This is a genomic window from Neorhizobium vignae (assembly GCF_000732195.1).
GTDB lineage: Bacteria > Pseudomonadota > Alphaproteobacteria > Rhizobiales > Rhizobiaceae > Neorhizobium > Neorhizobium vignae.
On the sequence record NZ_JNNU01000012.1, the window covers coordinates 21,698 to 41,625 of the forward strand.

Annotated in this window: 20 protein-coding genes; 5 read left to right on the top strand and 15 right to left on the bottom strand. The window is 61.9% G+C overall.

The genetic code is table 11. The features are described 5' to 3' along the window. Window positions 1-21 precede the first annotated feature (21 nt). The 4 genes from GQ59_RS20255 to GQ59_RS20270 all read right to left on the bottom strand — a co-directional run bounded on the left by GQ59_RS20255 (window position 22) and on the right by GQ59_RS20270 (window position 4,262). Window positions 22-897: an ABC transporter permease gene (locus tag GQ59_RS20255; RefSeq protein WP_037084497.1), complete on the bottom strand. Its 876-nt coding sequence runs from the start codon at window positions 895-897 to the stop codon at window positions 22-24. Then, window positions 894-1,841 (bottom strand): ABC transporter permease, encoded by a 948-nt coding sequence (locus tag GQ59_RS20260; protein WP_037084498.1) that lies wholly within the window; start codon window positions 1,839-1,841, stop codon window positions 894-896. Before GQ59_RS20260 ends, GQ59_RS20255 begins: the two co-directional genes overlap by 4 nt. Window positions 1,842-1,926: 85 nt before the next feature. After that, on the bottom strand, window positions 1,927-3,432 hold the full coding sequence (locus GQ59_RS20265) for an ABC transporter substrate-binding protein (RefSeq protein ID WP_037084738.1): 1,506 nt from the start codon (window positions 3,430-3,432) through the stop codon (window positions 1,927-1,929). Window positions 3,433-3,521: 89 nt separating this feature from the next. Continuing rightward, window positions 3,522-4,262 carry a FadR/GntR family transcriptional regulator gene (locus tag GQ59_RS20270; protein ID WP_037084500.1) on the bottom strand — a complete coding sequence of 247 codons (741 nt, stop codon included), beginning with the start codon at window positions 4,260-4,262 and terminating at the stop codon, window positions 3,522-3,524. Window positions 4,263-4,479: 217 nt separating this feature from the next. Between GQ59_RS20270 and sthA the strand changes: the two genes are divergently transcribed. Then, window positions 4,480-5,964 carry a Si-specific NAD(P)(+) transhydrogenase gene (gene sthA, locus GQ59_RS20275; protein WP_037084501.1) on the top strand — a complete coding sequence of 495 codons (1,485 nt, stop codon included), beginning with the start codon at window positions 4,480-4,482 and terminating at the stop codon, window positions 5,962-5,964. Window positions 5,965-6,078: 114 nt separating this feature from the next. Here the strand turns inward: sthA and rpsD are convergent, their stop codons facing one another. After that, complete coding sequence (gene rpsD / locus GQ59_RS20280; protein ID WP_037084503.1) at window positions 6,079-6,696, bottom strand: 30S ribosomal protein S4; 618 nt, start codon at window positions 6,694-6,696, stop codon at window positions 6,079-6,081. Window positions 6,697-6,993: 297 nt separating this feature from the next. On the opposite strand from rpsD, the gene GQ59_RS32560 reads away from it, so the two are divergent. Beyond that, window positions 6,994-7,239, top strand: coding sequence for a DUF982 domain-containing protein (locus GQ59_RS32560; protein ID WP_037084504.1), 246 nt, complete (start codon window positions 6,994-6,996; stop codon window positions 7,237-7,239). A 3-nt stretch (window positions 7,240-7,242) separates the two neighbouring features. On the opposite strand, the gene GQ59_RS20290 is transcribed toward GQ59_RS32560, so the two are convergent. From GQ59_RS20290 to GQ59_RS20335, 9 genes are all read right to left on the bottom strand, one after another. Next, window positions 7,243-8,757, bottom strand: coding sequence for a helicase HerA domain-containing protein (locus GQ59_RS20290; protein WP_037084505.1), 1,515 nt, complete (start codon window positions 8,755-8,757; stop codon window positions 7,243-7,245). Between the two features lie 124 nt (window positions 8,758-8,881). Then, entirely contained in the window at window positions 8,882-9,514 is a 633-nt protein-coding gene (locus GQ59_RS20295) for a LysE family translocator (RefSeq protein ID WP_037084507.1), read from the bottom strand. Between the two features lie 10 nt (window positions 9,515-9,524). Continuing rightward, window positions 9,525-9,896, bottom strand: coding sequence for a GFA family protein (locus GQ59_RS20300; protein ID WP_037084509.1), 372 nt, complete (start codon window positions 9,894-9,896; stop codon window positions 9,525-9,527). A 23-nt stretch (window positions 9,897-9,919) separates the two neighbouring features. Beyond that, the gene (locus tag GQ59_RS20305) at window positions 9,920-10,558 is read right to left on the bottom strand and encodes a LysE family translocator (protein ID WP_037084512.1); all 639 of its coding nucleotides are present in this window, start codon (window positions 10,556-10,558) and stop codon (window positions 9,920-9,922) included. A 68-nt stretch (window positions 10,559-10,626) separates the two neighbouring features. After that, window positions 10,627-11,076, bottom strand: a complete 450-nt coding sequence (locus tag GQ59_RS20310) for a GNAT family N-acetyltransferase (protein WP_174459626.1) — start codon at window positions 11,074-11,076, stop codon at window positions 10,627-10,629. A 695-nt stretch (window positions 11,077-11,771) separates the two neighbouring features. Beyond that, window positions 11,772-12,569, bottom strand: a complete 798-nt coding sequence (gene murI / locus GQ59_RS20320; protein ID WP_037084517.1) for a glutamate racemase — start codon at window positions 12,567-12,569, stop codon at window positions 11,772-11,774. Continuing rightward, a complete protein-coding gene (locus GQ59_RS20325) occupies window positions 12,553-13,404 on the bottom strand; it encodes an RNA methyltransferase (RefSeq protein ID WP_037084518.1) in 852 nt (283 codons plus the stop codon). The genes murI and GQ59_RS20325 overlap by 17 nt, the downstream gene beginning before the upstream one ends. A gap of 58 nt (window positions 13,405-13,462) precedes the next feature. Continuing rightward, window positions 13,463-15,454: an FUSC family protein gene (locus GQ59_RS20330; RefSeq protein WP_037084519.1), complete on the bottom strand. Its 1,992-nt coding sequence runs from the start codon at window positions 15,452-15,454 to the stop codon at window positions 13,463-13,465. A 132-nt stretch (window positions 15,455-15,586) separates the two neighbouring features. Next, window positions 15,587-16,117 carry a hypothetical protein gene (locus tag GQ59_RS20335; protein WP_037084521.1) on the bottom strand — a complete coding sequence of 177 codons (531 nt, stop codon included), beginning with the start codon at window positions 16,115-16,117 and terminating at the stop codon, window positions 15,587-15,589. A 227-nt stretch (window positions 16,118-16,344) separates the two neighbouring features. Between GQ59_RS20335 and GQ59_RS20340 the strand changes: the two genes are divergently transcribed. The 3 genes from GQ59_RS20340 to GQ59_RS20350 all read left to right on the top strand — a co-directional run bounded on the left by GQ59_RS20340 (window position 16,345) and on the right by GQ59_RS20350 (window position 18,792). Next, a complete protein-coding gene (locus tag GQ59_RS20340) occupies window positions 16,345-17,559 on the top strand; it encodes an NADP-dependent isocitrate dehydrogenase (RefSeq protein ID WP_037084522.1) in 1,215 nt (404 codons plus the stop codon). Between the two features lie 73 nt (window positions 17,560-17,632). Next, window positions 17,633-18,094 carry a GNAT family N-acetyltransferase gene (locus GQ59_RS20345; RefSeq protein ID WP_037084523.1) on the top strand — a complete coding sequence of 154 codons (462 nt, stop codon included), beginning with the start codon at window positions 17,633-17,635 and terminating at the stop codon, window positions 18,092-18,094. A gap of 68 nt (window positions 18,095-18,162) precedes the next feature. Then, window positions 18,163-18,792 (top strand): glutathione S-transferase family protein, encoded by a 630-nt coding sequence (locus tag GQ59_RS20350; RefSeq protein ID WP_037084525.1) that lies wholly within the window; start codon window positions 18,163-18,165, stop codon window positions 18,790-18,792. A gap of 10 nt (window positions 18,793-18,802) precedes the next feature. Here the strand turns inward: GQ59_RS20350 and GQ59_RS30690 are convergent, their stop codons facing one another. Beyond that, window positions 18,803-19,693, bottom strand: coding sequence for a cell wall hydrolase (locus GQ59_RS30690; protein ID WP_051904094.1), 891 nt, complete (start codon window positions 19,691-19,693; stop codon window positions 18,803-18,805). Window positions 19,694-19,928: the final 235 nt, after the last annotated feature.

A 19,928-nucleotide genomic window follows, 5' to 3' on the forward strand; every position in this document is an offset into this window, starting at 1 on the left:
AAATCATGCTTGGCGCGGCCGTCATGCCTCGCGAGGATCCAGCGCATCGCGCAGGCCGTCGCCGAGAAGATTGAAGCCGATGACGACGAGGAAGATCGCCGCGCCCGGCCACATCGCCATCCAGGGCGCCTGGCTCAGGAAGTTCTTGGCGACGTTCAGCATCGAGCCCCAGGAGGGGGCTGGCGGCTGCTGACCGAGGCCGAGGAAGGAAAGGCTCGCTTCGGCGATGATCGCCGTTGCGATCGTCAGCGTCGCCTGGACGATGATGGGTGCGAAAACGTTGGGCAGGATGTAGCGGGTCATGATTTCGAAGTGGTTGAGGCCAACGGCGCGTGCGCCTTCGACATAGTCCTCCGTCTTGACCGCCAGGACCTGACCGCGGGTCAGCCGCACGAAGATCGGCATCGCGGACAGGCCGATGGCGATCATCGCGTTCATCAGGCTCGGGCCGAGGAATGCGGCGAGCGCGATCGCCATGATCAGGAAAGGCATGGCGAGCAGAGCCTCGGTAATGCGCGAGATCACCATATCCACCCAGCCGCCGAAATAACCCGAGATGAGGCCGAACGGCACGCCGATGCCGACCGCGATGGCGACGGAGAACACACCGGCCATCAGCGAGGCCCGGGCGCCCCAGATCATGCGGGACAGGATGTCGCGACCGAGGTCGTCGGTGCCGAGCCAGTACATGGCCGAGGGCGCCTTGCGGATCGCCGTCCAGCTCGTGGCGACGGGATCGATGATCGGCAGGATCGGCGCGCCGGCTGCCAGGATCGTGAAGAACAGCACGATGACGGCGCCGACGAGCGCGCTCCGGTTCTTCTTCATCTTGCGCCAGGCGCGGCTCTTGTCGCGCTTGGCGGCCGCCACGGGCGGTGCTTGGTCGATCGTGGTCATAGGGTGGCCCTCAGACGCGGATTGAGCAGGACATAAAGGACGTCGGCAATCAGGTTCATCACGATGAAGCCGACTGCCGTGCACAGCACGACGCCCTGCACGACCGCATAGTCGCGGTTGAAGACGGCATCGACGATCAGCTTGCCGAAGCCCGGGATGGTGAAGATCTGCTCGGTCAGGACGGCGCCGGCCAGTAGTTCGCCGAACAGCAGCGCCGACAGGGTCACCACCGGCAGCAGCGCATTGCGGAAACTGTGGCTGAGAATGACTTCCCGCGGAGATAGGCCCTTGGCGCGGGCGGTGCGGATATAGTCGGCGCTGAGCACGCCGATCATCGCCGAGCGGGTATGGCGCATCAGGGTCGCGGCAAGCGCATTGCCGAGCACGAAGGCCGGCATGACCATGGTCTGCAGCGACCGGACGGGATCGACGAAGATCGACTCGAAGCCCGAGGCCGGAAGCCAGCCGAGCTGCACCGAGATCAGCAGGATCAGCATGATGCCGAGCCAGAAATTCGGGATCGACAGGCCGGTCAGCGCCAGCACGTTGGCGATGTAGTCGATGAACGTGTTCTTCTTGACCGCCGCCAGGATGCCGATCGGGATACCGATCAGCATGGCGAAGAACATCGCCATGACGGCGAGCTGGATCGTTACCGGCAGCTTCTGGAGGATCAGTTCGAGGACCGGCTGGTTGGTGCGCAGCGAGATGCCGAAGTCACCAGTCAACACGCCGCCGAGCCAGTAGAAATATTGCACCACGACCGGATCGTTCAGCCGGTATTTGTCGCGCAGGAATTCGATGACCGCAGGGTCACGCTCCTCGCCGGCCATCGCCAGAATGGGATCGCCGGGCAGCAGCTTCTGCAGTGAAAAGACAAAAATGGAGATGATCAGCAAGGTCGGGATGGCGACCAGCAGACGCTTTCCGATGTAGACAGGCATGACGCCGTCCCCCGTTGAGCAACGTTGTTACAAAGTGATGCAGGAAAAGTGCCGCATGGGTCCACTCCCATGCGGCACCCGAGACTTAGCCCTTCTTGACGCCTTGCAGGCGGATCATGCCGTCCGGACTGGCCACGAAACCGGTAATGCTCTTCTTGTAAGCCCAGATCCAAGACTGATGGCCGAGATAGATGACCGGCATGTCTTCGTTGAGGATCACCGAAGCTGCATCGTATTTCTGCTTGCGGACCGCGTCGTCGGTCGAGGCGCGTGCTTCGTTGAGCAGCTTGTCGACGTCCGGGTTGCAGTATTTCACGTCGTTGATGCCACCCTTGCAGGTGATGAACTGATGGATATTGCCATCCGGATCGACGCGGCCGGACCAGTCGGAACGGCTGAGCTGGAAGTTGCCGCGGGTCTGCTCTTCGAGCAGGGTGGCGAACTCGGTCGACTTCAGGCTGACATCGAAGCCGGCTTCGGCGACCATCGACTGCAGGATCTGCATCATCTGCTGGGCGACCGGGTTGTTCGGGATCTGCAGCTCGACCGGGACACGGTCGAAACCGGCAGCCTTGATCAGGGCCTTCGCCTTGGCGACGTCGCGGGCCGGAACCGGGATCGCCTTGTTGAACCACGGGCTGTTCGGCGGGAACGGCTGGTTGCCGCCGACGGCCGTGCCTTCATAAACGATCTGGTTCATGGCGTCGCGGTCGATCGCCAGCGAGAAGGCCTGGCGCAGGCGCTTGTCCTTGCCGAACGGATTGTCGGCGCGCGCACCGTTGGCGACATTGGCGTAAAGCGCCATATAGCCGATATTGACGGTCGCATCGTATTTCAGGCCCGAGTTGCCCTTGACGGCGGCAACGTCGGTCGGAGCCAGGCGTTCGATGAAGTCGAGGTCGCCCGACTGCAGGTTGGCGAGGCGGACGGTCGTATCCGGGATCGGCAGGTAGGTGACCTTGTCGACGAAGATCTTGTCCTTGGCCCAGTAATCCTTGAACTTTTCGAGCACGATGCGGTCCTGCTGGACACGCTCGACGAACTTGAACGGGCCGGCGCAGACCGGCTTGGAGCCGAAATTGGCGCCGAGCGCCTTGGCGGCGGTCGGCGAAACGATCATGCCGGCGCGGTCGGAGAGCTGGGCGAGCAGCGTCACGTCCGGGGACTTCAGGGTGAACTTGACTTCCAGCGGGCCTGTCGCTTCGACCTTGGCGACGGAGGTCAGCTCGCTCTTGCGGCGGGATTCGGGCAGAGTCATGTTGCGTTCGATGGTAGCAACGACCGCTGCGGCATCGAGCGGGGTGTCGTCGTGGAACTTGACGCCCTCGCGGATCTTCATCGTCAGTTCCTTGCCGTCGGCGGACCATTTCCACTCGGTGGCGAGCTGCGGAACGATCTTCAGGTCGGGCGAAACGTCGACCAGCTTGTCGCACAGGGCGGTATAGACGATACGGCCGACGAAGGTGCGGGACTGGGCCGGATCGAGAACGTCGGCATCGTCCTGCAGGCCGATGCGCAGATCGACCGCAAGCGCCGGAAAGGCGAAAAGCGCCCCGGCCAGCAGCGCGGTCGTAAGCTTGGTAAGTCGCATCATGATGAACATTCCTCTCTTGTTTTTAGGTTCCTGTTTTTAGTCTTGGCCGGTTTCCGGCTTCTGGTGGTGGGCCGCGTGGCGGCCATTCAGCTTGCTTCGCTGAGCGATCCCTGCTCCACGGAGCCAAGGGAGGTCGCGCGGATGAGCCGCTCCTGAAGCATCAGCAGGTGTTCGCGCATCGCCTCTCCCGCCTGCACCGGATCACGCGCGGCGATCGCCTCGATGATGGTCTTGTGCTGGGCAAACGAGATGTTGACCGCATTGCCGCTCGAGCGGGCACGCTCGCGGATCGCCCGCCATGCCTCGTCCTGGCGGACACGGTTGATGACGTCGAAGATCGACAGGAAAAGCTGGTTGCCGGCGCTCTGGGCAATCAGCCGGTGCAGCGTCCCGTCCCAGAGTTCGCGGGCATCGGCATCGCTGCTCTCGATGATCTTCGAGGCGATCTCGTGCATCTTGACGATATCCGCCGGCTTGGCGCGCATGGCTGCAAGCTGGGCGAGCTGTGGTTCGATCCTCAGACGGACTTCCATGATCTCCATGAAGTCCGTGCCGGCGACGATCGCGCCCACATGGTTGCTCCACTCGCTCGGCCTTTCGCCGATAAAGGTGCCCGAGCCCTGGCGGCGCCAGATGAGGCCTTCGGATTCAAGCACTTCGAGTGCGCGTCGCACCGCGCGGCGGCTGATGCCGAGCAGGTCGGTCAAAGCGCGTTCGGTCGGCAGGCGGCCTTCAGAACCGAATTCTCCCGCCCTTAAAAGCTCCCTCAGGCGATCCAGCGCATAGCTCGAGTTGTCATGAGCCTCGCCGGCTCTATCCTGTACCATTTAGCGCACCAATTTTTAATTGGTTCGAATGGACGAGATTTCCAGACGTCCGTCAAGTTAATTTTTCGGCAATTTTCGCAGTGCACAAAATTGATGCAGACTGGTTCAAATCAAGGCTTGGACGAGCCGCAATCAAAACTTTAGAATAGGCGGCTACAAAGGGATTCGTGAGCGCTGCCGCATTGCGGCAGCCGTCAGATTCGGAGCGGAGCATCCCATGAACCAATACGACCTCATCGTCGTCGGCAGCGGACCGGCCGGTCGCCGCGCAGCCATCCAGGCAGCAAAACTCGACAAGAAGGTTCTGGTCGTCGAACAGGGCAAGAGGGTCGGGGGCGTTTCGGTCCACACGGGCACGATCCCGTCGAAGACGCTGCGCGAAACCGCGCTCAACCTGTCGGGCTGGCGCGAACGCGGCTTCTACGGCAAGGCCTACCGCGTCAAGCAGGAAATCAGCGCCGAAGATCTGCGCCGCCGCCTGCTGATCACCCTCGACCACGAAGTCGAAGTGCTGGAACATCAGTTCGCCCGCAACCGCGTCCAGAGCATCCGCGGCAAGGCGACTTTCGTCACGCCCGACACGATGGCAATCGCCAAGGACGACGGCGACGTCATGCACGTCATGGGCAAGTCGATCCTGCTCGCGGTCGGCACCAAGCCCTTCCGCCCAGACTATATGCCCTTCGATGGCAAGACGGTTCTCGACAGCGACGAATTGCTCGAAATCGAGCAGCTCCCCCGTTCCATGGTCGTGATCGGCGCCGGCGTCATCGGCATCGAATACGCGACGATCTTCAGCGCGCTGGATGCGGCCGTGACCGTCATCGACCCGAAGCCGACCATGCTCGATTTCATCGACAAGGAGATCGTCGAGGACTTCACCTATCAGCTGCGCGACCGCAACATGAAGCTGCTGCTCGGGCAGAAGGCGGACAAGGTGGAACGACTGCCGGACGGCAAGGTCATGGTGCACGTGGACAGCGGCCGCCAGATCGTTACCGACATGGTGCTGTTCGCCGCCGGCCGCATGGGCGCCACCGATACGCTGAACCTCGCCGCAGCCGGCCTCGAGGCCGACAGCCGCGGCCGCCTCAAGGTCAATCCGGAAACCTTCGAAACCTCCGTTCCCAACATCTATGCCGCTGGCGATGTCGTCGGGTTTCCGAGCCTTGCCTCAACCTCGATGGAGCAGGGTCGCGTCGCGGCGCGCGTCGCCGTCGGCGCGATTGCCAAGGAACCGCAGAAATATTTCCCCTATGGCATCTATGCCGTGCCGGAAATTTCCACCTGCGGCCTCACCGAGGAGGAAATGAAGGAGCGCGGCATTCCCTATGAATGCGGCATCGCCCGCTTCCGCGAGACCTCGCGCGGCCACATCATGGGCCTCGATACCGGCCTTCTGAAGCTGATCTTCTCGCTGAAGACCCGCCGCCTGCTCGGCGTCCACATCGTCGGCGAAGGTGCGACAGAACTTGTCCACATCGGCCAGGCGGTGCTGAACCTCAAGGGCACGGTCGAATATTTCGTCGAGAACACCTTCAACTACCCGACGCTCGCCGAAGCCTACAAGATCGCCGGCCTCGACGCCTGGAACCGCATGGGCGAAGCCCCGAAGGAAGCGGTGACTCCACAATTGGAGACCGTGGCGACGGTCAAGGCCGAGACCGCGACAGCAGAGAAGAAAAAAGCCGCCTCCAAGTGAGGCGGCTCCTCTCGTGACCAGATGCCTCAGATAGGCGACCAGCCGAAAACAAAAAAGCCGCCTCGAAAGGCGGCTTTTCTTTTGTGTCGCAGAACCGCCCCGAAGGGCAATTCATCAACGCGAGTAGAATTCGACGACCAGCTGCGGTTCCATGATGACGGCGTAAGGAACGTCGCTCAGGCCCGGAACGCGGGCGAAGGTGGCAACCATCTTGTTATGGTCAACTTCGATATAGTCCGGAACGTCGCGTTCAGCGAGCGAAACGGCTTCGAGAACCGTGACGAGCTGCTTCGACTTCTGACGGACTTCGATGACGTCGCCGGCCTTGCAACGGTAGGAACCGATGTTGACGCGAACGCCGTTGACGGTGACGTGGCCATGGTTGACGAACTGGCGGGCAGCAAAGACCGTCGGAACGAACTTGGCGCGGTAGACGATCGCGTCGAGGCGCGATTCGAGCAGGCCGATCAGGTTCTCCGAAGTGTCGCCCTTGCGGCGGTTGGCTTCGTCATAGATGGAGCGGAACTGCTTTTCGCGCAGGTCGCCGTAATAGCCCTTGAGCTTCTGCTTGGCGCGCAGCTGCACGCCGAAGTCGGAAAGCTTGCCCTTGCGGCGCTGGCCGTGCTGGCCGGGGCCGTATTCGCGGCGGTTCACCGGGGACTTCGGACGACCCCAGATGTTTTCGCCCATGCGGCGGTCGATCTTGTATTTGGACGATTCGCGCTTGCTCATCGTATTTCCTTTCAACAGGTTACACCGGCCTGTTGCCAAGCCGGATCAAGGAAACACGCCCTCCTCTGAGCCCTGATTTAAGGGCTCTGACAGGTCTCTCACGAAAGCGTCCGGAGAAAACCACGGGACATGTCAGTGAAACACCGGGTCTTTCGGCCCGGCGTTGGCGCGGTGTTTAGGCGGATGTCACAGGAATGTCAACTGCACCGGTCTCTTAACCTTTCGGCAAGGCTGTCCGCAGGCTTTTTTGACGCGGCAAGGCGTTGGCACCATCTTAAGGAAAGGAGGTGTTGTGTCATGAACTCGAAACTCTGGAGCAGCCCGATCAGGATCGAAAATCCGGAAACCGGCATGGTCCGCACCGTCAAGACGGTACGCGACGCGAAAACCGTCCTCGACCGCTTCTGGCCGGCTTATCACGGCAGCCAGCATCATCTCGCGGAACAGGTCTGCGACGAGGCGTTGAAGGGGAAATCGAAGCCTTCGGAGGCGCGGCGCGCCTTTATCGCCGCAGCGGTGGAAGCGCACTTTCACATCCACTGACGGCTATTCGGCAGCGAGCCTCTCCTCGCCCACATCCGGTGCGTCGGCACTACCCGGCGCGGTTTCTGCCTGCAGGTCAGGGAAGGCAACGATGCGCTTGCCCGAAAAGTCCGCATGCACGACGATCAGGCCCTGTTCCTCGAAATAACCGAGCAGGCGGCGGGCGCGGCGCGCCGAGTGGGTGCCGTAGGCCCGGGCGATCCGGGCGTCCGAGGGACATGGTTCCCCTGATATCGCCGCCTTCGCCATCAGCAGGAAAACGCCCTGCAGGTCATCCGAAACGCCAGATGACAGCGACAGCGCCGTCGCCCAGGCCTCGCTTGAAGCGGTTTCCATATCGACGCCCGAGCGGGCGATCGCCGTGCGGCGGCGGAATTCACCGAGCGACAGCGGCGGTCCGGGCAGGCGCCGCATCCGGGCGCGCACCAGAAAATCCTGATACAGGACAGAATCCGTCCGATAGGCGGATTGCACGTCATCGAGAATCTCCGACAGCACCGCGGACAGCCGTTCTTCGCGCTCTTCGGCGGACAATTCCGGCTGGGCGACACGCGGCTCCTGCGGCGCCGGCACGGCGGCGGGTGTCGAGCGCGACAGTTCGGCCAGAATATCGGTCGTCGGCCGCGGCGCCGGCGGGGCGCGGCGGACCATCGGCCGGGTGAATTCTTCCGGATCAGGGGTGAAGATCAGGTCCTCGACATCCTGCGGCGCATCCGGCAGCGGCATCAGCTTCGGGCTCGAAGAGCGCGCCGACGTCTCGACCGTTCCGATGACGATCGGCAGCGGGCGGCGGGACAGAGCCGGACCGAGGGCGACGAAATTGCCGCGCTTCAGGTCACGGAACATTTCCGCCTGGCGGCGATCCATGCCGAGCAGGTCGGCGGCACGTGCCATGTCGATATCGAGGAAGGTGCGGCCCATCAGGAAGTTCGAGGCTTCCGCGGCGACGTTCTTGGCGAGCTTTGCCAGCCGCTGGGTGGCGATGACGCCGGCGAGCCCGCGCTTTCGACCGCGACACATCAGGTTGGTCATCGCGCCGAGCGAGAGCTTCCTGGCATCTTCCGATACATCGCCGCCGACCGACGGCGCGAACATCTGCGCCTCGTCGACGACAACAAGGACCGGATACCAGTATTCGCGGTCGGCATCGAACATGCCGTTCAGGAAGGCCGCCGCCGCCCGCATCTGTTCTTCGAGATCGAGGCCTTCCAGCGTCAGGACGCAGGAGACGCGATTCTTTCGGATACGGTTGGCGATGCCGGCAAGCTCGGCCTCGCTGCGCTCACCATCGACCACCACATGGCCGAACTTTTCAGACAAAGTGACGAAATCGCCTTCCGGATCAATCACCACCTGCTGCACCCAGGGCGCGGACTGTTCCAGCAGGCGGCGCAGGAGATGCGACTTGCCGGAGCCGGAATTTCCCTGGACGAGCAGACGGGTCGCCAGAAGCTCCTCGATATCGAGCTTGGCCGGAGCGCCCCCGGACACAATTCCCATATCGATGCCGACCTGCAATGCACTTACCTCGTATGCTGTCTCTTCGCGGTGACCGTTGAGGCCGCGACTCCAGAACTCTAACAGAGATCGGGATTCGTTTCGCCGGGCAAGATCGAAAATGCACAGGCCTTTGCGAAACCGCTCAGGACGCCGCGCGACGATAGAATGCCAGCGAGCCGGCCAGCGCCAGAAGCGCCCCGCCGCAGAGCCTGTCGAGCCAGAGCGCACCCTTCTTCTTGAGCAGATGCACGGCCCGCGAGCCGAGCAGCGCATAGGCGAACATGACGACGAAATCGATCAGCGCGAAGACGAGCGTCAGGACCGCATATTGCGGAAACTGCGGCGCGTCCGGCGCGATGAACTGCGGCAGGAAAGCCGAGAAGAACAGGTATCCCTTGGGATTGGTCACCGCGACGAGGAAGCTCTTCAGGAAGATTGACGTAGCGGAACCCGAACCGGCCGCAGCATCGCCTGCCGTTACGTCAAGCGAGCCTTTCGAACGCAGAAGCATGAACCCGAGACACGCGAGATAACCGGCACCCAGCCATTTGACGACCGAGAACCAGAATTCGGAGGCCGCCAGCAGCGCGCCGAGGCCGAGCGCCACCGCGCCGATCAGCACGAAGTCGGAGATCATCGCGCCGGCCATGCCCGGCAGCGCGCGACGCAGGCCGTAACGCGAGCCGTTGGTAAGCGCCAGGAGAACGGTCGGCCCGGGTGTGGCGATGCCGATCAACGCGACGATCGCAAAGGCAAGCAGGGTAACGTCACTCATCGCTCTTCTCCTACCAGAGGTGCCGGCCGTCGATGACCGTATGCGGCCAGTCCTCGGCATCGAAATCGTCGAACAGCCGGGCATTCACGGCGATACGCCGGGTCTTGCCATCCCAGGTGCCATCCTGCTGGAAATCCGGGCTGTCGCTATAGGTGGTGCAGCCGCATGTGCCGCAGAAATGATGCGCCACCGTCTTGGTGTTCCAGCGATAAACTCTGTCGCTCGCGGCATCGGCGGTGACCCTTACCTGCTTCGGCTCGTAGTAGGCATGCAGTGCCCCGCGCCTGGAGCAGAAGGTGCAGGTGCAGCGGGTGAGTGCCTGCGGCAGTTCCCCCTTGATCTCGAAAACGGTCTCGCCGCAATGGCAACGCCCGGTGATCATCAGCTCTTCCTCCCCGATGACGCTCAGGCCGCCGCGCGCTTGAAGCCCACAGACAGCAGCCCGGCGCCGATCATCAGCGAACCGCCCGTGCGGTTGACGATCCGCTGCACCTTCGGCTTGCGGATCGTGTTGCGCGCCATCGAGGCAAGCACACCATAGAGTGTGGCGTTCAGGGTTGCGAGCACCAGGAAAGTGACTTCGAAGACGGCCATCTGGAAGAACAGCGGCTGGCTGAGGTCGAGGAACTGCGGCAGGAAGGCCACGAAGAAGACGATGCTCTTCGGGTTCAGCGCCGTCACGACATAGGTGTGCAGAAAAATCTTGAGCGGTTTCACCGAAGCCACCTCCGCCTCGCTCACCTCGGCCGCCCGTTCCGAAACAGGCGCGCGCCACAGCTTGATGCCGAGATAGATCAGGTAGGCGGCACCCACCCATTTCAGCACGGTAAAGAGCGCTGCGGAGGTCGCAAGTAGCGCGCCGAGACCGAGCATGGAGGCGGTCATCGCGGTAAAATCGCCGAGCGCCACACCGGCGACCGTGGCGGATGCCACCTTGCGGCCGTGGCTCAGCGCATAGGAAATAACGAGCAGGATCGTCGGCCCCGGAATGGCCAGGAGAACCGACGAGGCGGCAACGAAAGCGAGCCAGTGTTCAAGCGACATGCGAATGTTCCTCCAGAGAATGAGGGGAGCAAGCCATCGAATTTTTCAGTTTGCAAGCGGTGTTTTATTCAGTCCCCGCGCACCCACCGATAGAGAACGTCCGGCTCCTTCTCTTCATTGCCAGTGCCATCGGTCTCCTCGACCGCGATGAAACCACGCGTCTCGTAGAAACGGCGGGCGGCGGCATTGCGCTGGAAGGTCCAGAGAAAAAGCTGAGGATGGGCACCTTTGGCGATGTCCAGCAGCCGGGAACCGATCCCCTGCCCTTGCACGCCCGGCAGGATATAGAACTGGTCGATCCAGTCCTCGCGGAACGCGATAACGCCGAGCAAGTCGCCGTCCCTTTCGGCGCCCCAGATATCGCAAGTCGTAAAGAGATGCCCTCTCCAGTATGCGCCATCCTCTTCCGGTGTGTGGAACTGAGCCAGCCAGGGCAGCCGCTCGTCGAAGGATACACGGTGGACGCTCGCGGCGGCCGCCATATCGTCACGGCGAAGTTTGCGGATGACGGCCGTCATTCTTTCAGCTCCAGCCATAGAGACCTCCACGTGAGGCCCCGGCGGCAAGCCCGCCGGAGACCCATCCTACTCCTTTCACAGCCGGACATCCCAAGGGCTGAACCGGACATTTCGGCGGTCGTCCTCAAGTTCGGGGAAACCGATATCGCGGCGCATCCGATTGGAGAGATCAGAGACTTGGTTCCGTTCTTGACGACCTCTCCAGGCTGTCAGGAGCAGTGCACCGGCAGTCTTCCAGACGCCATGTTCGCGGCAGAGTTCATGAACCGCAGCCGAAAGGGTATCAGCAACTATAAATTGTGATTCACGCATGATTTTCCGTCCCGGCGCATGTCGCGACCAGGTCCTCTGAGATGAAGAAAGACGTGCGGATGCGGACGAGGAAACGCGGTAAATCGCTTCGTCAGCCGGTCACGTCAGATCAATGGGAAAAGTGCCAAAACGGCGGAAATCCGGACTTACACAGTCTGGAAGCACATGCCGGCCGGCATCGATGTACGAGACACCGAGGCCACAACAGCCGTTCCGCCAGAAAGGCGCATAAACATGGTAATCGACTTCATTTCACGCCTCCTGTGTTCGATTTGCGGAATAGATAAATGATACACGAGATCGCCCGATGAGCAAGCACACAATCGCGAATTGCATTCATCACAGAAAAAACGTGGCAAATAAGCCACACTGCTCGATGGCGCTCACGCCCTCAGACCGAAACCCTGCATCAGACGGCGGGTGGCGAAGTCGGGATTGCCGGAGGTGAAGACGGCAAAGTCGTAATCGTCGGGGTGCTCGGCGCCCTCGACCAGCGGCACTTTTCGACGCGCCTGCCGTGCGATCGCCTCGGCGGGGTCGAGCCAGTCGACCGGCCAGGGGGCAAGCCTGCGGAAGACGTTTGCCATGAACGGATAATGGGTGCAGGCGAGCACAACGATATCGGTTTTCCTGTCGTCCTTATCGACGAAACAGGGGGCGATCTCGGCCAGAACAGCCTCGTCGGAAATCGTCTCGCCGCGGATATAGGCTTCCGCCATGCGGGCCAGGTTCTGCGAACCAACGAGGCGCACATGACACTGGGTGGCGAAGGATTGGATGAGGTCGCGGGTATAAGCGCGCTTGACGGTGCCCGGCGTCGCGAGAACGGAGACAAGACCGGAACGGGTGCGTTCCGCCGCCGGTTTGATCGCCGGTACGGTGCCGACAAAGGTCGTCCTGGGGAAAGTCTCGCGCAGGTCGGCGCCGACCAGCGTGAAGGCGGTATTGCAGGAGATGACGCAGATTTCCGGATCGTATTCGTCGAGAAGTTTTGCAAAGAGGGTGATGATCCTCTCCCGCAGGGCCGGTTCCTCCCAGTCGCCATAGGGAAAACCGGCATCGTCGGCCACATAGATGAAGCCGCGTTCCGGGATCAGCACGCGCGCCTCGCGCAGCACCGTCAGCCCGCCAATGCCCGAATCGAACATCAGCACGGGTTTCGATTCATTCGTCTGCGCCATTCCCCGTAGTCTCCCCAGATTCCCCTTTGGGCAGATCCGCCTTTTCAGGCTTCGGCCCGTCCTTTTTCGACCATCCGCGGGGAAAACGGTCGAGCGAGTTGATGACGCCCCGGAACACGCTGATCTCCTGTTCCGTAAAACCCCGCCGCGAGATGACGGCTCGGAGGTTGTCGATCATTCTTGGCTTTTTCGCGGGCGGATGGAAATAATTGCGGGCGTCCAACGCCTCTTCCAGATGCTCGAACAGGCCAATGACCTGTTCCTTGGTGGAAGGACGCTGCTCGATCGGCAGAAAGACCGTCTCGGCAAGATCGTCCATGCCGGATTTCATCCATTCATAGGACATCAGCAGCACGGCCTGGGCGATGTTGAGCGAGGCGAAGGCGGGGTTGACCGGAAAGGTGACGATCTCATCGGCGAGCGCCACTTCCTCGTTGGTGAGGCCCCAGCGTTCGCGGCCGAAGAGAATACCGGTCTTTTCGCCCGACTTGAACTTGGTGCGGAGCGTCTCGGCAGCGGTCACCGGCGAGCGCACCGGCTTGAAGCCGTAACGTTCGCGCGCGGTCGTCGCATAAACGAAGTTGAGGTCGGCGATCGCCTCTTCGAGCGTTTCGAACACCTTGGTGCCATCGATGACGTGATCGGCCTTGGAGGCGGCGGAGCGGGCCTTTTCGCTTGGCCAGCCGTCGCGCGGGTTGACGAGGCGCAGTTCGGCGAGGCCGAAATTGGCCATGGCGCGCGCCACCATGCCGATATTCTCGCCGAGCTGCGGCTCGACCAGGATGACCGCCGGTCCTTCGGCTATGAGTTCGCGCTCGCTGTTGGTGCCTGACATGTCCGTTTCCGTATTCAATCCGGGCCGGAATAGCGGTCCCCAAGATAATCGGCAAGCCTTATGCGGCTGCGGGATAAAGCCTGCCCAGCATGGAGCCGATCATTTCGACCCCGACACGGCTGCCGTGCTTGAAGATCGGCAGGTGCCGGCCGGCACCGCGGCTCGTCTTGCGCTTCACCAAGAAACACTCCGAACCGCGGGCCGAAAATGCATCTATATTGCGCAATGCATCCTCCAGCGCCGCCAGCACCTCGCCTTCCGGCTTGTGCCCCGCCTGGACCGCGTTGCGGGCGAAGATCCGCGCCCAATAGGTGGCGCCGAGGAAGATGGCGAGCGTCTGGCGGACCTGACCCGGCCGGGTGACCACCGACCAGGATGTGCCGAGCGGGCGCGCGGCGAGCGTGACTTCGCGATAGGCGGCATCGAGTTTGCGGGAGAGCGCGATGATCTCGAAGCCGCTCCTGCCCTCCTTCACGGCGGAAAGAAGATCGCGCAGCCCATCGAACCAGCGCCCGAGCGCCAGATCCAGGGTCGAGCGGGTCGATGCCGGGAATACCAGGAAGGCGACGACGGTGCCTGCAAGCGCGCCGATCAACGTCTCCTCGATCCGCAGCTGCAGCAGGTCGAGGGTCAGCACGCCAGTCATCCCATAGATCAGACAGAGCACGATCGAGATGAAGAAGGTCATCCCCGCATAGGAAATCTGCAGGCAATAGAAGCCGAGGAAGATGCAGAGCACAGCGATCGGTGCAGCGAGAAGCGGATAACCGCCGATCAGGGTCGCAAGTACGAGCCCGGTCGCAATGCCGAGCAGCGTGCCGACCGAGCGCTGCAGGGCCCTGATCGCCGTATCGCCGCGTGACTTGGTGTTGGTGAAGATCAGGAAGGCGGTCAAAACAGCCCAGAACCAGCGGTCGCGCGACAGCATCAGGCCGAAGACCATCGCAAGGCTCGATGCGACAGTAATCTGTACCGCGGCGCGCATCACCGGGTTCTTGAGCGAGAAATCGATCTTCGCCGGAGCCGGCGCGGCCGCGGCATCCTCGATCGAGCGGAAGCGGTCGCGCCGCCCTTCCTCGATGGATTCAGCCAGCGCCGCCCTCGCCTTCTGCAGCCAGATCAGGGCTCGGGTGCTTTCCTCCACCCGGTCGTCATCGGTCACCGCCGGGCTTGCGGAAATCTTCTCGGCCAGATCCTGGTCGTCCTCGATCAATGCATGGACCAGCAGGAAGGGCGGCAACGCTTCAAAAGACAGCACGATCGCGCTTTCAGCGGCGAGATGCACATCGAAGATCTTCATGGCCAGGGCGGTGACCGCCTCGTCTTCCGGGTCGATCGTGCCGTCCGCGGTGCGCGGCAGAAAACCTTCCGCCATCAGCACCACGTCCTTCAACCGCTCCTCGAGCTGCCGCAATTCGCGCCGGTCGCCATCCGAGATGGTCCCGCCGCTCGACAGAACCGCGAGCTTCATCAGGATATCGCCCACCCTGCCCTGGATCGCCACCAGCGACTGCAGAAGATCGCGCCGCCATTCGTCCGGCAGGAGATAGGTGCGGACCAGATGGCCTGTGACGACCGCGATCACCGGACCGATGGCCCCCAGAGGAAGGTCGGAAAGGTTCGGCTTGAGATAGGCGCCCATGAAATAGGACGTAAACGCAAACATGCCGACTGCAAATCCGCGCGGTCCGTAGACGCGCCCGACAGTCGCGCCGGCGATGACGACCAGAAACATCGGATCGGAGATATAACGGTAGTCTTCCAGTGCCGCGGCGAGCCCGACGCAGACGAGGCTGACGACGCCGCCGATCAGCCGCGTCTTCAACTGGTCGGACGGCAGCCGGTCGCGCACCGCGACGCCGCCCTCGATCGACAGGATGATGGCAAGCCCATAGGCGATCGTCGGCAGCGCCAGGCCGGTGGAGTGGATGAGTGCAAGGCAGGCCACCGAGGCGATGACGGTCAGCGTCACGCGTCCTGCCATGCGCAGGCGCGACAGCGCCGGGTCGTTGGCGAGCAGCCAGTCTCGGATCTTTGCGGCAAACGTCATCAACTACCCCAGGCGTATGCCGGCACCCGCTCCTGGCTAACGAATATATCGCTTTGATAAAGTTTGGCGATACCATCCATAGGGCTGAGGGCCACGATCGACAGATCGGCGGGCCGCCCGATCACCGCCGGGTTACTCGCCCTTGGCGATCGACTGCATCTCTTCGATCACCGAATCCCGCTCGCCGTCTGCAACGCGGTGGATGTCGTCGATGACTGGCTTGCCGGCTTCCTGGATGATGTCGAAATGCAGTTCGTTGACACTGTCCTTCACTGCTGCCTCATCGACGCAGGTCCACATCTTGAAGGTAACGGTCACATCGGTCATGCCGTTGGCGCCCTGTGCCGAGGTCGTCTTGATGTCCTTCAGCGGACAGCCGTCCTGCGACGAGGTGATCACGTCGTAGCCGAAGGGATCGCCCGGCTGGTTGTTCTCCGTGTCGTATGCCGGGTGCTTGGCGGCTTCCGCATAGGCGCCCTGGAATTTCTTGCTGAACAGGCGCGACAACGGATCGGCATCGAAGATGTATTTCCATTCGCTGTCGACGGTATTCCAGTTGTCCTCGGTGATCTTCATCACCTCTTTCACGGGATCGGTCACATCAGCCGCCGCAACGAAGGTCGAGATCAAAGAAAAGGCAAGGGCAAGCGGCAAGGTCCGCATGAGATCAAATCCGGCAGTTGGAGAGCGATTTGGCCGGACATTAATCAGGCATTATGGTTTGGCAAGGGCAATCGTCCGCAGGTCCGGACGCACCGCGATTTCTCGCATGAAAAGCCGCATATGATAGCCTCAATACCTTTGCGTTCCGGCCCGGCGATGTTATAGCGCACCCACTGGTGTCCACCCGACGGGACCTTGAGGTCCCTTCTACGTCCAAGAGGAATTCCATGCAAAAGATCAAGGTAGCCAACCCGGTCGTCGATCTCGACGGCGACGAGATGACCCGCATCATCTGGCAGCTCATCAAGGACAAGCTGGTCCTTCCCTATCTCGATCTCGACATCGAATATTACGACCTCTCGGTCGAGAACCGCGACGCCACCAACGACCAGGTGACGATCGACGCCGCCAACGCCATCAAGAAGCACGGCGTCGGCATCAAATGCGCGACGATCACGCCGGACGAAGCCCGCGTCAAGGAATTCAACCTCAAGGAAATGTGGAAGAGCCCGAACGGCACGATCCGCAACATTCTGGGCGGCGTCATCTTCCGCGAGCCGATCATCTGCAAGAACGTGCCGCGCCTGGTTCCGGGCTGGACCAAGCCGATCGTCGTCGGCCGTCACGCCTTCGGCGACCAGTACAAGGCAACCGACTTCAAGTTCCCGGGCAAGGGCACGCTGTCGATCAAGTTCGTCGGCGAAGACGGCCAGGTGATCGAGAAGGAAGTGTTCAAGGCACCAGACGCAGGCGTGGCCATGGCCATGTACAACCTCGACGAATCGATCCGCGATTTCGCCCGCGCTTCGCTGAACTACGGCCTGATGCGCAAGTGGCCGGTCTACCTGTCGACCAAGAACACCATCCTCAAGGCTTACGACGGCCGCTTCAAGGATATCTTCGAGGAAATCTTCAACGCCGAGTTCAAGGAACAGTTCGACGCACTGAAGATCACCTACGAACACCGCCTGATCGACGACATGGTCGCGGCAGCCCTGAAGTGGTCCGGCGGCTACGTCTGGGCCTGCAAGAACTATGACGGCGACGTCCAGTCCGACATCGTCGCCCAGGGCTTCGGCTCGCTCGGCCTGATGACCTCGGTTCTGCTTTCCCCGGACGGCCGCACGGTCGAAGCCGAAGCCGCCCACGGCACCGTCACCCGCCATTACCGCCAGCACCAGAAGGGACAGGAGACCTCGACGAACTCGATCGCCTCGATCTTCGCCTGGACCCGTGGCCTCGCTCATCGCGCCAAGCTCGACGACAATGCAGCCCTTGCAAAGTTCGCCGCCACGCTCGAAACCGTCTGCGTCGACACGGTCGAAGCCGGCTACATGACCAAGGACCTTGCACTGCTCATCGGTCCGGATCAGCCGTGGCTCTCCACCACCGCTTTCCTCGACAAGGTGGACGAAAATCTCAAGGTGGCCATGGCTGCCTAAGTCCGAAAAATCGGCTAATCATTCGACGGCGGGGAGCAATCCCCGCCGTTTTCTTTTGTGAGGGAGTTTCGCCATGACCGCCACGACGACACCTGCGATCATCCGTCCGCTCGAACCAGCCGACCGCACCGCCTGGGAGCCGCTCTGGGAGGCCTATCTGCGCTTCTACGAGACCGTGCTGCCGAAGGAAATGTACGACGTCACCTGGAGCCGGTTTCACGATCCCGCCGAGCCGATGCATGCCCTCGGTGCATTCGACGAGACCGGCAAGATGATCGCCATCGCGCATGTGATCTTCCACCGATCCTGCTGGCTGCCCGGATCGACCTGCTATCTGCAGGACCTCTATGTCAAGAATACCCTGCGCGGCCGAGGAACCGGCGCAGCCCTGATCGAAGCGGTGGCGGACCTCGCGCGGGCAAACGGCGCCGGGCGGCTCTATTGGCTGACCCAGGAGAGCAATGCAGCCGCGCGGCGGCTCTACGACCGCATCGCCCAAAATTCCGGCTTCATCCAGTATCGGAAAGCGCTCTAATTCGCCCTGGCGCCTTGATTGAAAAGCAAGCTGCACCAAAACATAGACATCACTGCCGGGAGGGCCAGATGTCAGATGAACTTGTGCTTTATACGAACCCGATGTCACGCGGCCGGATTGCCCGCTGGATGCTGGAGGAGGTCGGTGTCCCTTATCGTACCGAAATCCTGCATTTCGGCACGACGATGAAGGGCGACACCTACAAAAGCGTCAACCCGATGGGCAAGGTGCCGAGCATCGTGCACGGCAAGACCATTGTTACCGAATGCGCGGCGATCTGCGCCTATCTGGCGGATGCCTTTCCGCAGGCGGGTCTTGCCCCCGCCCCCGCCCAGCGAGCCGATTATTATCGCTGGATGTTCTTTGCGGCCGGCCCGTTGGAAGCTGCCGTCAGCAACCGCGTGCTCGGCTTCGAGGTGCCGAAGGAACGCGAGCGGATGGTCGGTTACGGCACCTATAAGGACGTCATGGATACGCTGGAAGCGGCTGTCCGGGCAAACGCCTATATCGCCGGCGACACGTTCAGCGCCGCCGACGTTTATGTCGGCTCGCAGCTCGGTTATGGACTGCAGTTCGGCACGATCGAAAAACGCGCAGCATTCGAACAATATTTCGGACGGCTTGCGCTACGCGAGGCTTACCGGCGGGCCAACGACAAGGACAATGCCGCGGCTGCCGAGATGCAGAAGGCAGGGTAAGCTTCAGGGATCAGCGGTCGACACCGGCCGGCGATCGTTTGGGCGACGGGGTCGGTATCGGCTTCGCGTTGCCGGTGTCGAAACGCAGCATCCACTCGTTACTCATGGAGCTGGCTAGGATCACCGGCCCGGCAGCAGGCTTTACAGGTTGAGTGCCGGCCGGCTGGATGCTCACAGAACGGACCGCCAAGGGATCCGGCCGCTCGATCGGAACCGGGACATTCATCGCCACCATCGGATCCGTGCCCGTCGTCGGGATGGTCGCGACGTCGAATTCCTTCGCCTGGATCAGGCTCAACGGATCGGGGTTGCTCTGGACCAGTGCGAGCACGTATTCATCAACGGGCTTCGGCGGCGGCGTCTGCAGATCCCCGTCCCTGCCGCGCTTCTCGTAGAACGCATTGCCGCCGGCAACCGTGACATAATGCATGTTCTGGTAGGGGAAACGTAAGCCGGCGGTATGGAAGAACATCGCGTCCTTCACTTCCGGGTTCCGCTCGCCGCGAATGATCGCATCGACGGCGGCATCGAGTTCCGGAACCGTCGCCTCATTCATCGCGCGGGTCATCACGCCCGGTGCGAATTGCCGCTCCTGGGCGACGATGCCGCAAATAGTGGACGGATAGGCGTCCGAGGTCAGCCTGTTCATGATCACGGTGCCGACTGCCATCAACCCTTCGCGGCTCGAGCGCTGGGACTCGAAATACATTGCCCGCTTCATGCAATCGCGATCGGCCGGCGTGTAGTGGTAGACCTGTTTCTTCGAGACCGGCGCCGGTTTCACCGTCGTGGTTGCAGGAGAGATCGACGCCGTCGTCTGCGCCGACGTGCATGCCGACAGGAACATCATTCCAACCAGACCGATTGCCGGTCGGAGAAGGGCCTTATCGCTCGCCGTCATGAATATCCCCCCTGCGGTATAATTCCAGAAATCGCTACGGCGTGAAAAGGGATACCTCAAAAACTGATTCAGATCAAACGGCATATGAGACAATCAAAACTGTGCAGAAAATCGTTCCGGTTGCAGGCCGGCCTGGCGGCAAGCCCCCTCGAACCGAGGTCTTTCCGCGCGTGTCGGAACGACGTCTTACGACGGTCTTCCTAACGGAAAGTTGACTTCCCGCCCTGCAGTTCAC

What these genes read in the sequence shown, in the direction of transcription:
- GQ59_RS20255 (WP_037084497.1), bottom strand. Translation starts at nt 897, where the DNA reads ATGACCACGATCGACCAAGCACCGCCCGTGGCGGCCGCCAAGCGCGAC.
- GQ59_RS20260 (WP_037084498.1), bottom strand. Translation starts at nt 1,841, where the DNA reads ATGCCTGTCTACATCGGAAAGCGTCTGCTGGTCGCCATCCCGACCTTG.
- GQ59_RS20265 (WP_037084738.1), bottom strand. Translation starts at nt 3,432, where the DNA reads ATGCGACTTACCAAGCTTACGACCGCGCTGCTGGCCGGGGCGCTTTTC.
- GQ59_RS20270 (WP_037084500.1), bottom strand. Translation starts at nt 4,262, where the DNA reads ATGGTACAGGATAGAGCCGGCGAGGCTCATGACAACTCGAGCTATGCG.
- sthA (WP_037084501.1), top strand. Translation starts at nt 4,480, where the DNA reads ATGAACCAATACGACCTCATCGTCGTCGGCAGCGGACCGGCCGGTCGC.
- rpsD (WP_037084503.1), bottom strand. Translation starts at nt 6,696, where the DNA reads ATGAGCAAGCGCGAATCGTCCAAATACAAGATCGACCGCCGCATGGGC.
- GQ59_RS32560 (WP_037084504.1), top strand. Translation starts at nt 6,994, where the DNA reads ATGAACTCGAAACTCTGGAGCAGCCCGATCAGGATCGAAAATCCGGAA.
- GQ59_RS20295 (WP_037084507.1), bottom strand. Translation starts at nt 9,514, where the DNA reads ATGAGTGACGTTACCCTGCTTGCCTTTGCGATCGTCGCGTTGATCGGC.
- GQ59_RS20300 (WP_037084509.1), bottom strand. Translation starts at nt 9,896, where the DNA reads ATGATCACCGGGCGTTGCCATTGCGGCGAGACCGTTTTCGAGATCAAG.
- GQ59_RS20305 (WP_037084512.1), bottom strand. Translation starts at nt 10,558, where the DNA reads ATGTCGCTTGAACACTGGCTCGCTTTCGTTGCCGCCTCGTCGGTTCTC.
- GQ59_RS20310 (WP_174459626.1), bottom strand. Translation starts at nt 11,076, where the DNA reads ATGACGGCCGTCATCCGCAAACTTCGCCGTGACGATATGGCGGCCGCC.
- murI (WP_037084517.1), bottom strand. Translation starts at nt 12,569, where the DNA reads ATGGCGCAGACGAATGAATCGAAACCCGTGCTGATGTTCGATTCGGGC.
- GQ59_RS20325 (WP_037084518.1), bottom strand. Translation starts at nt 13,404, where the DNA reads ATGTCAGGCACCAACAGCGAGCGCGAACTCATAGCCGAAGGACCGGCG.
- GQ59_RS20330 (WP_037084519.1), bottom strand. Translation starts at nt 15,454, where the DNA reads ATGACGTTTGCCGCAAAGATCCGAGACTGGCTGCTCGCCAACGACCCG.
- GQ59_RS20335 (WP_037084521.1), bottom strand. Translation starts at nt 16,117, where the DNA reads ATGCGGACCTTGCCGCTTGCCCTTGCCTTTTCTTTGATCTCGACCTTC.
- GQ59_RS20340 (WP_037084522.1), top strand. Translation starts at nt 16,345, where the DNA reads ATGCAAAAGATCAAGGTAGCCAACCCGGTCGTCGATCTCGACGGCGAC.
- GQ59_RS20345 (WP_037084523.1), top strand. Translation starts at nt 17,633, where the DNA reads ATGACCGCCACGACGACACCTGCGATCATCCGTCCGCTCGAACCAGCC.
- GQ59_RS20350 (WP_037084525.1), top strand. Translation starts at nt 18,163, where the DNA reads ATGTCAGATGAACTTGTGCTTTATACGAACCCGATGTCACGCGGCCGG.
- GQ59_RS30690 (WP_051904094.1), bottom strand. Translation starts at nt 19,693, where the DNA reads ATGACGGCGAGCGATAAGGCCCTTCTCCGACCGGCAATCGGTCTGGTT.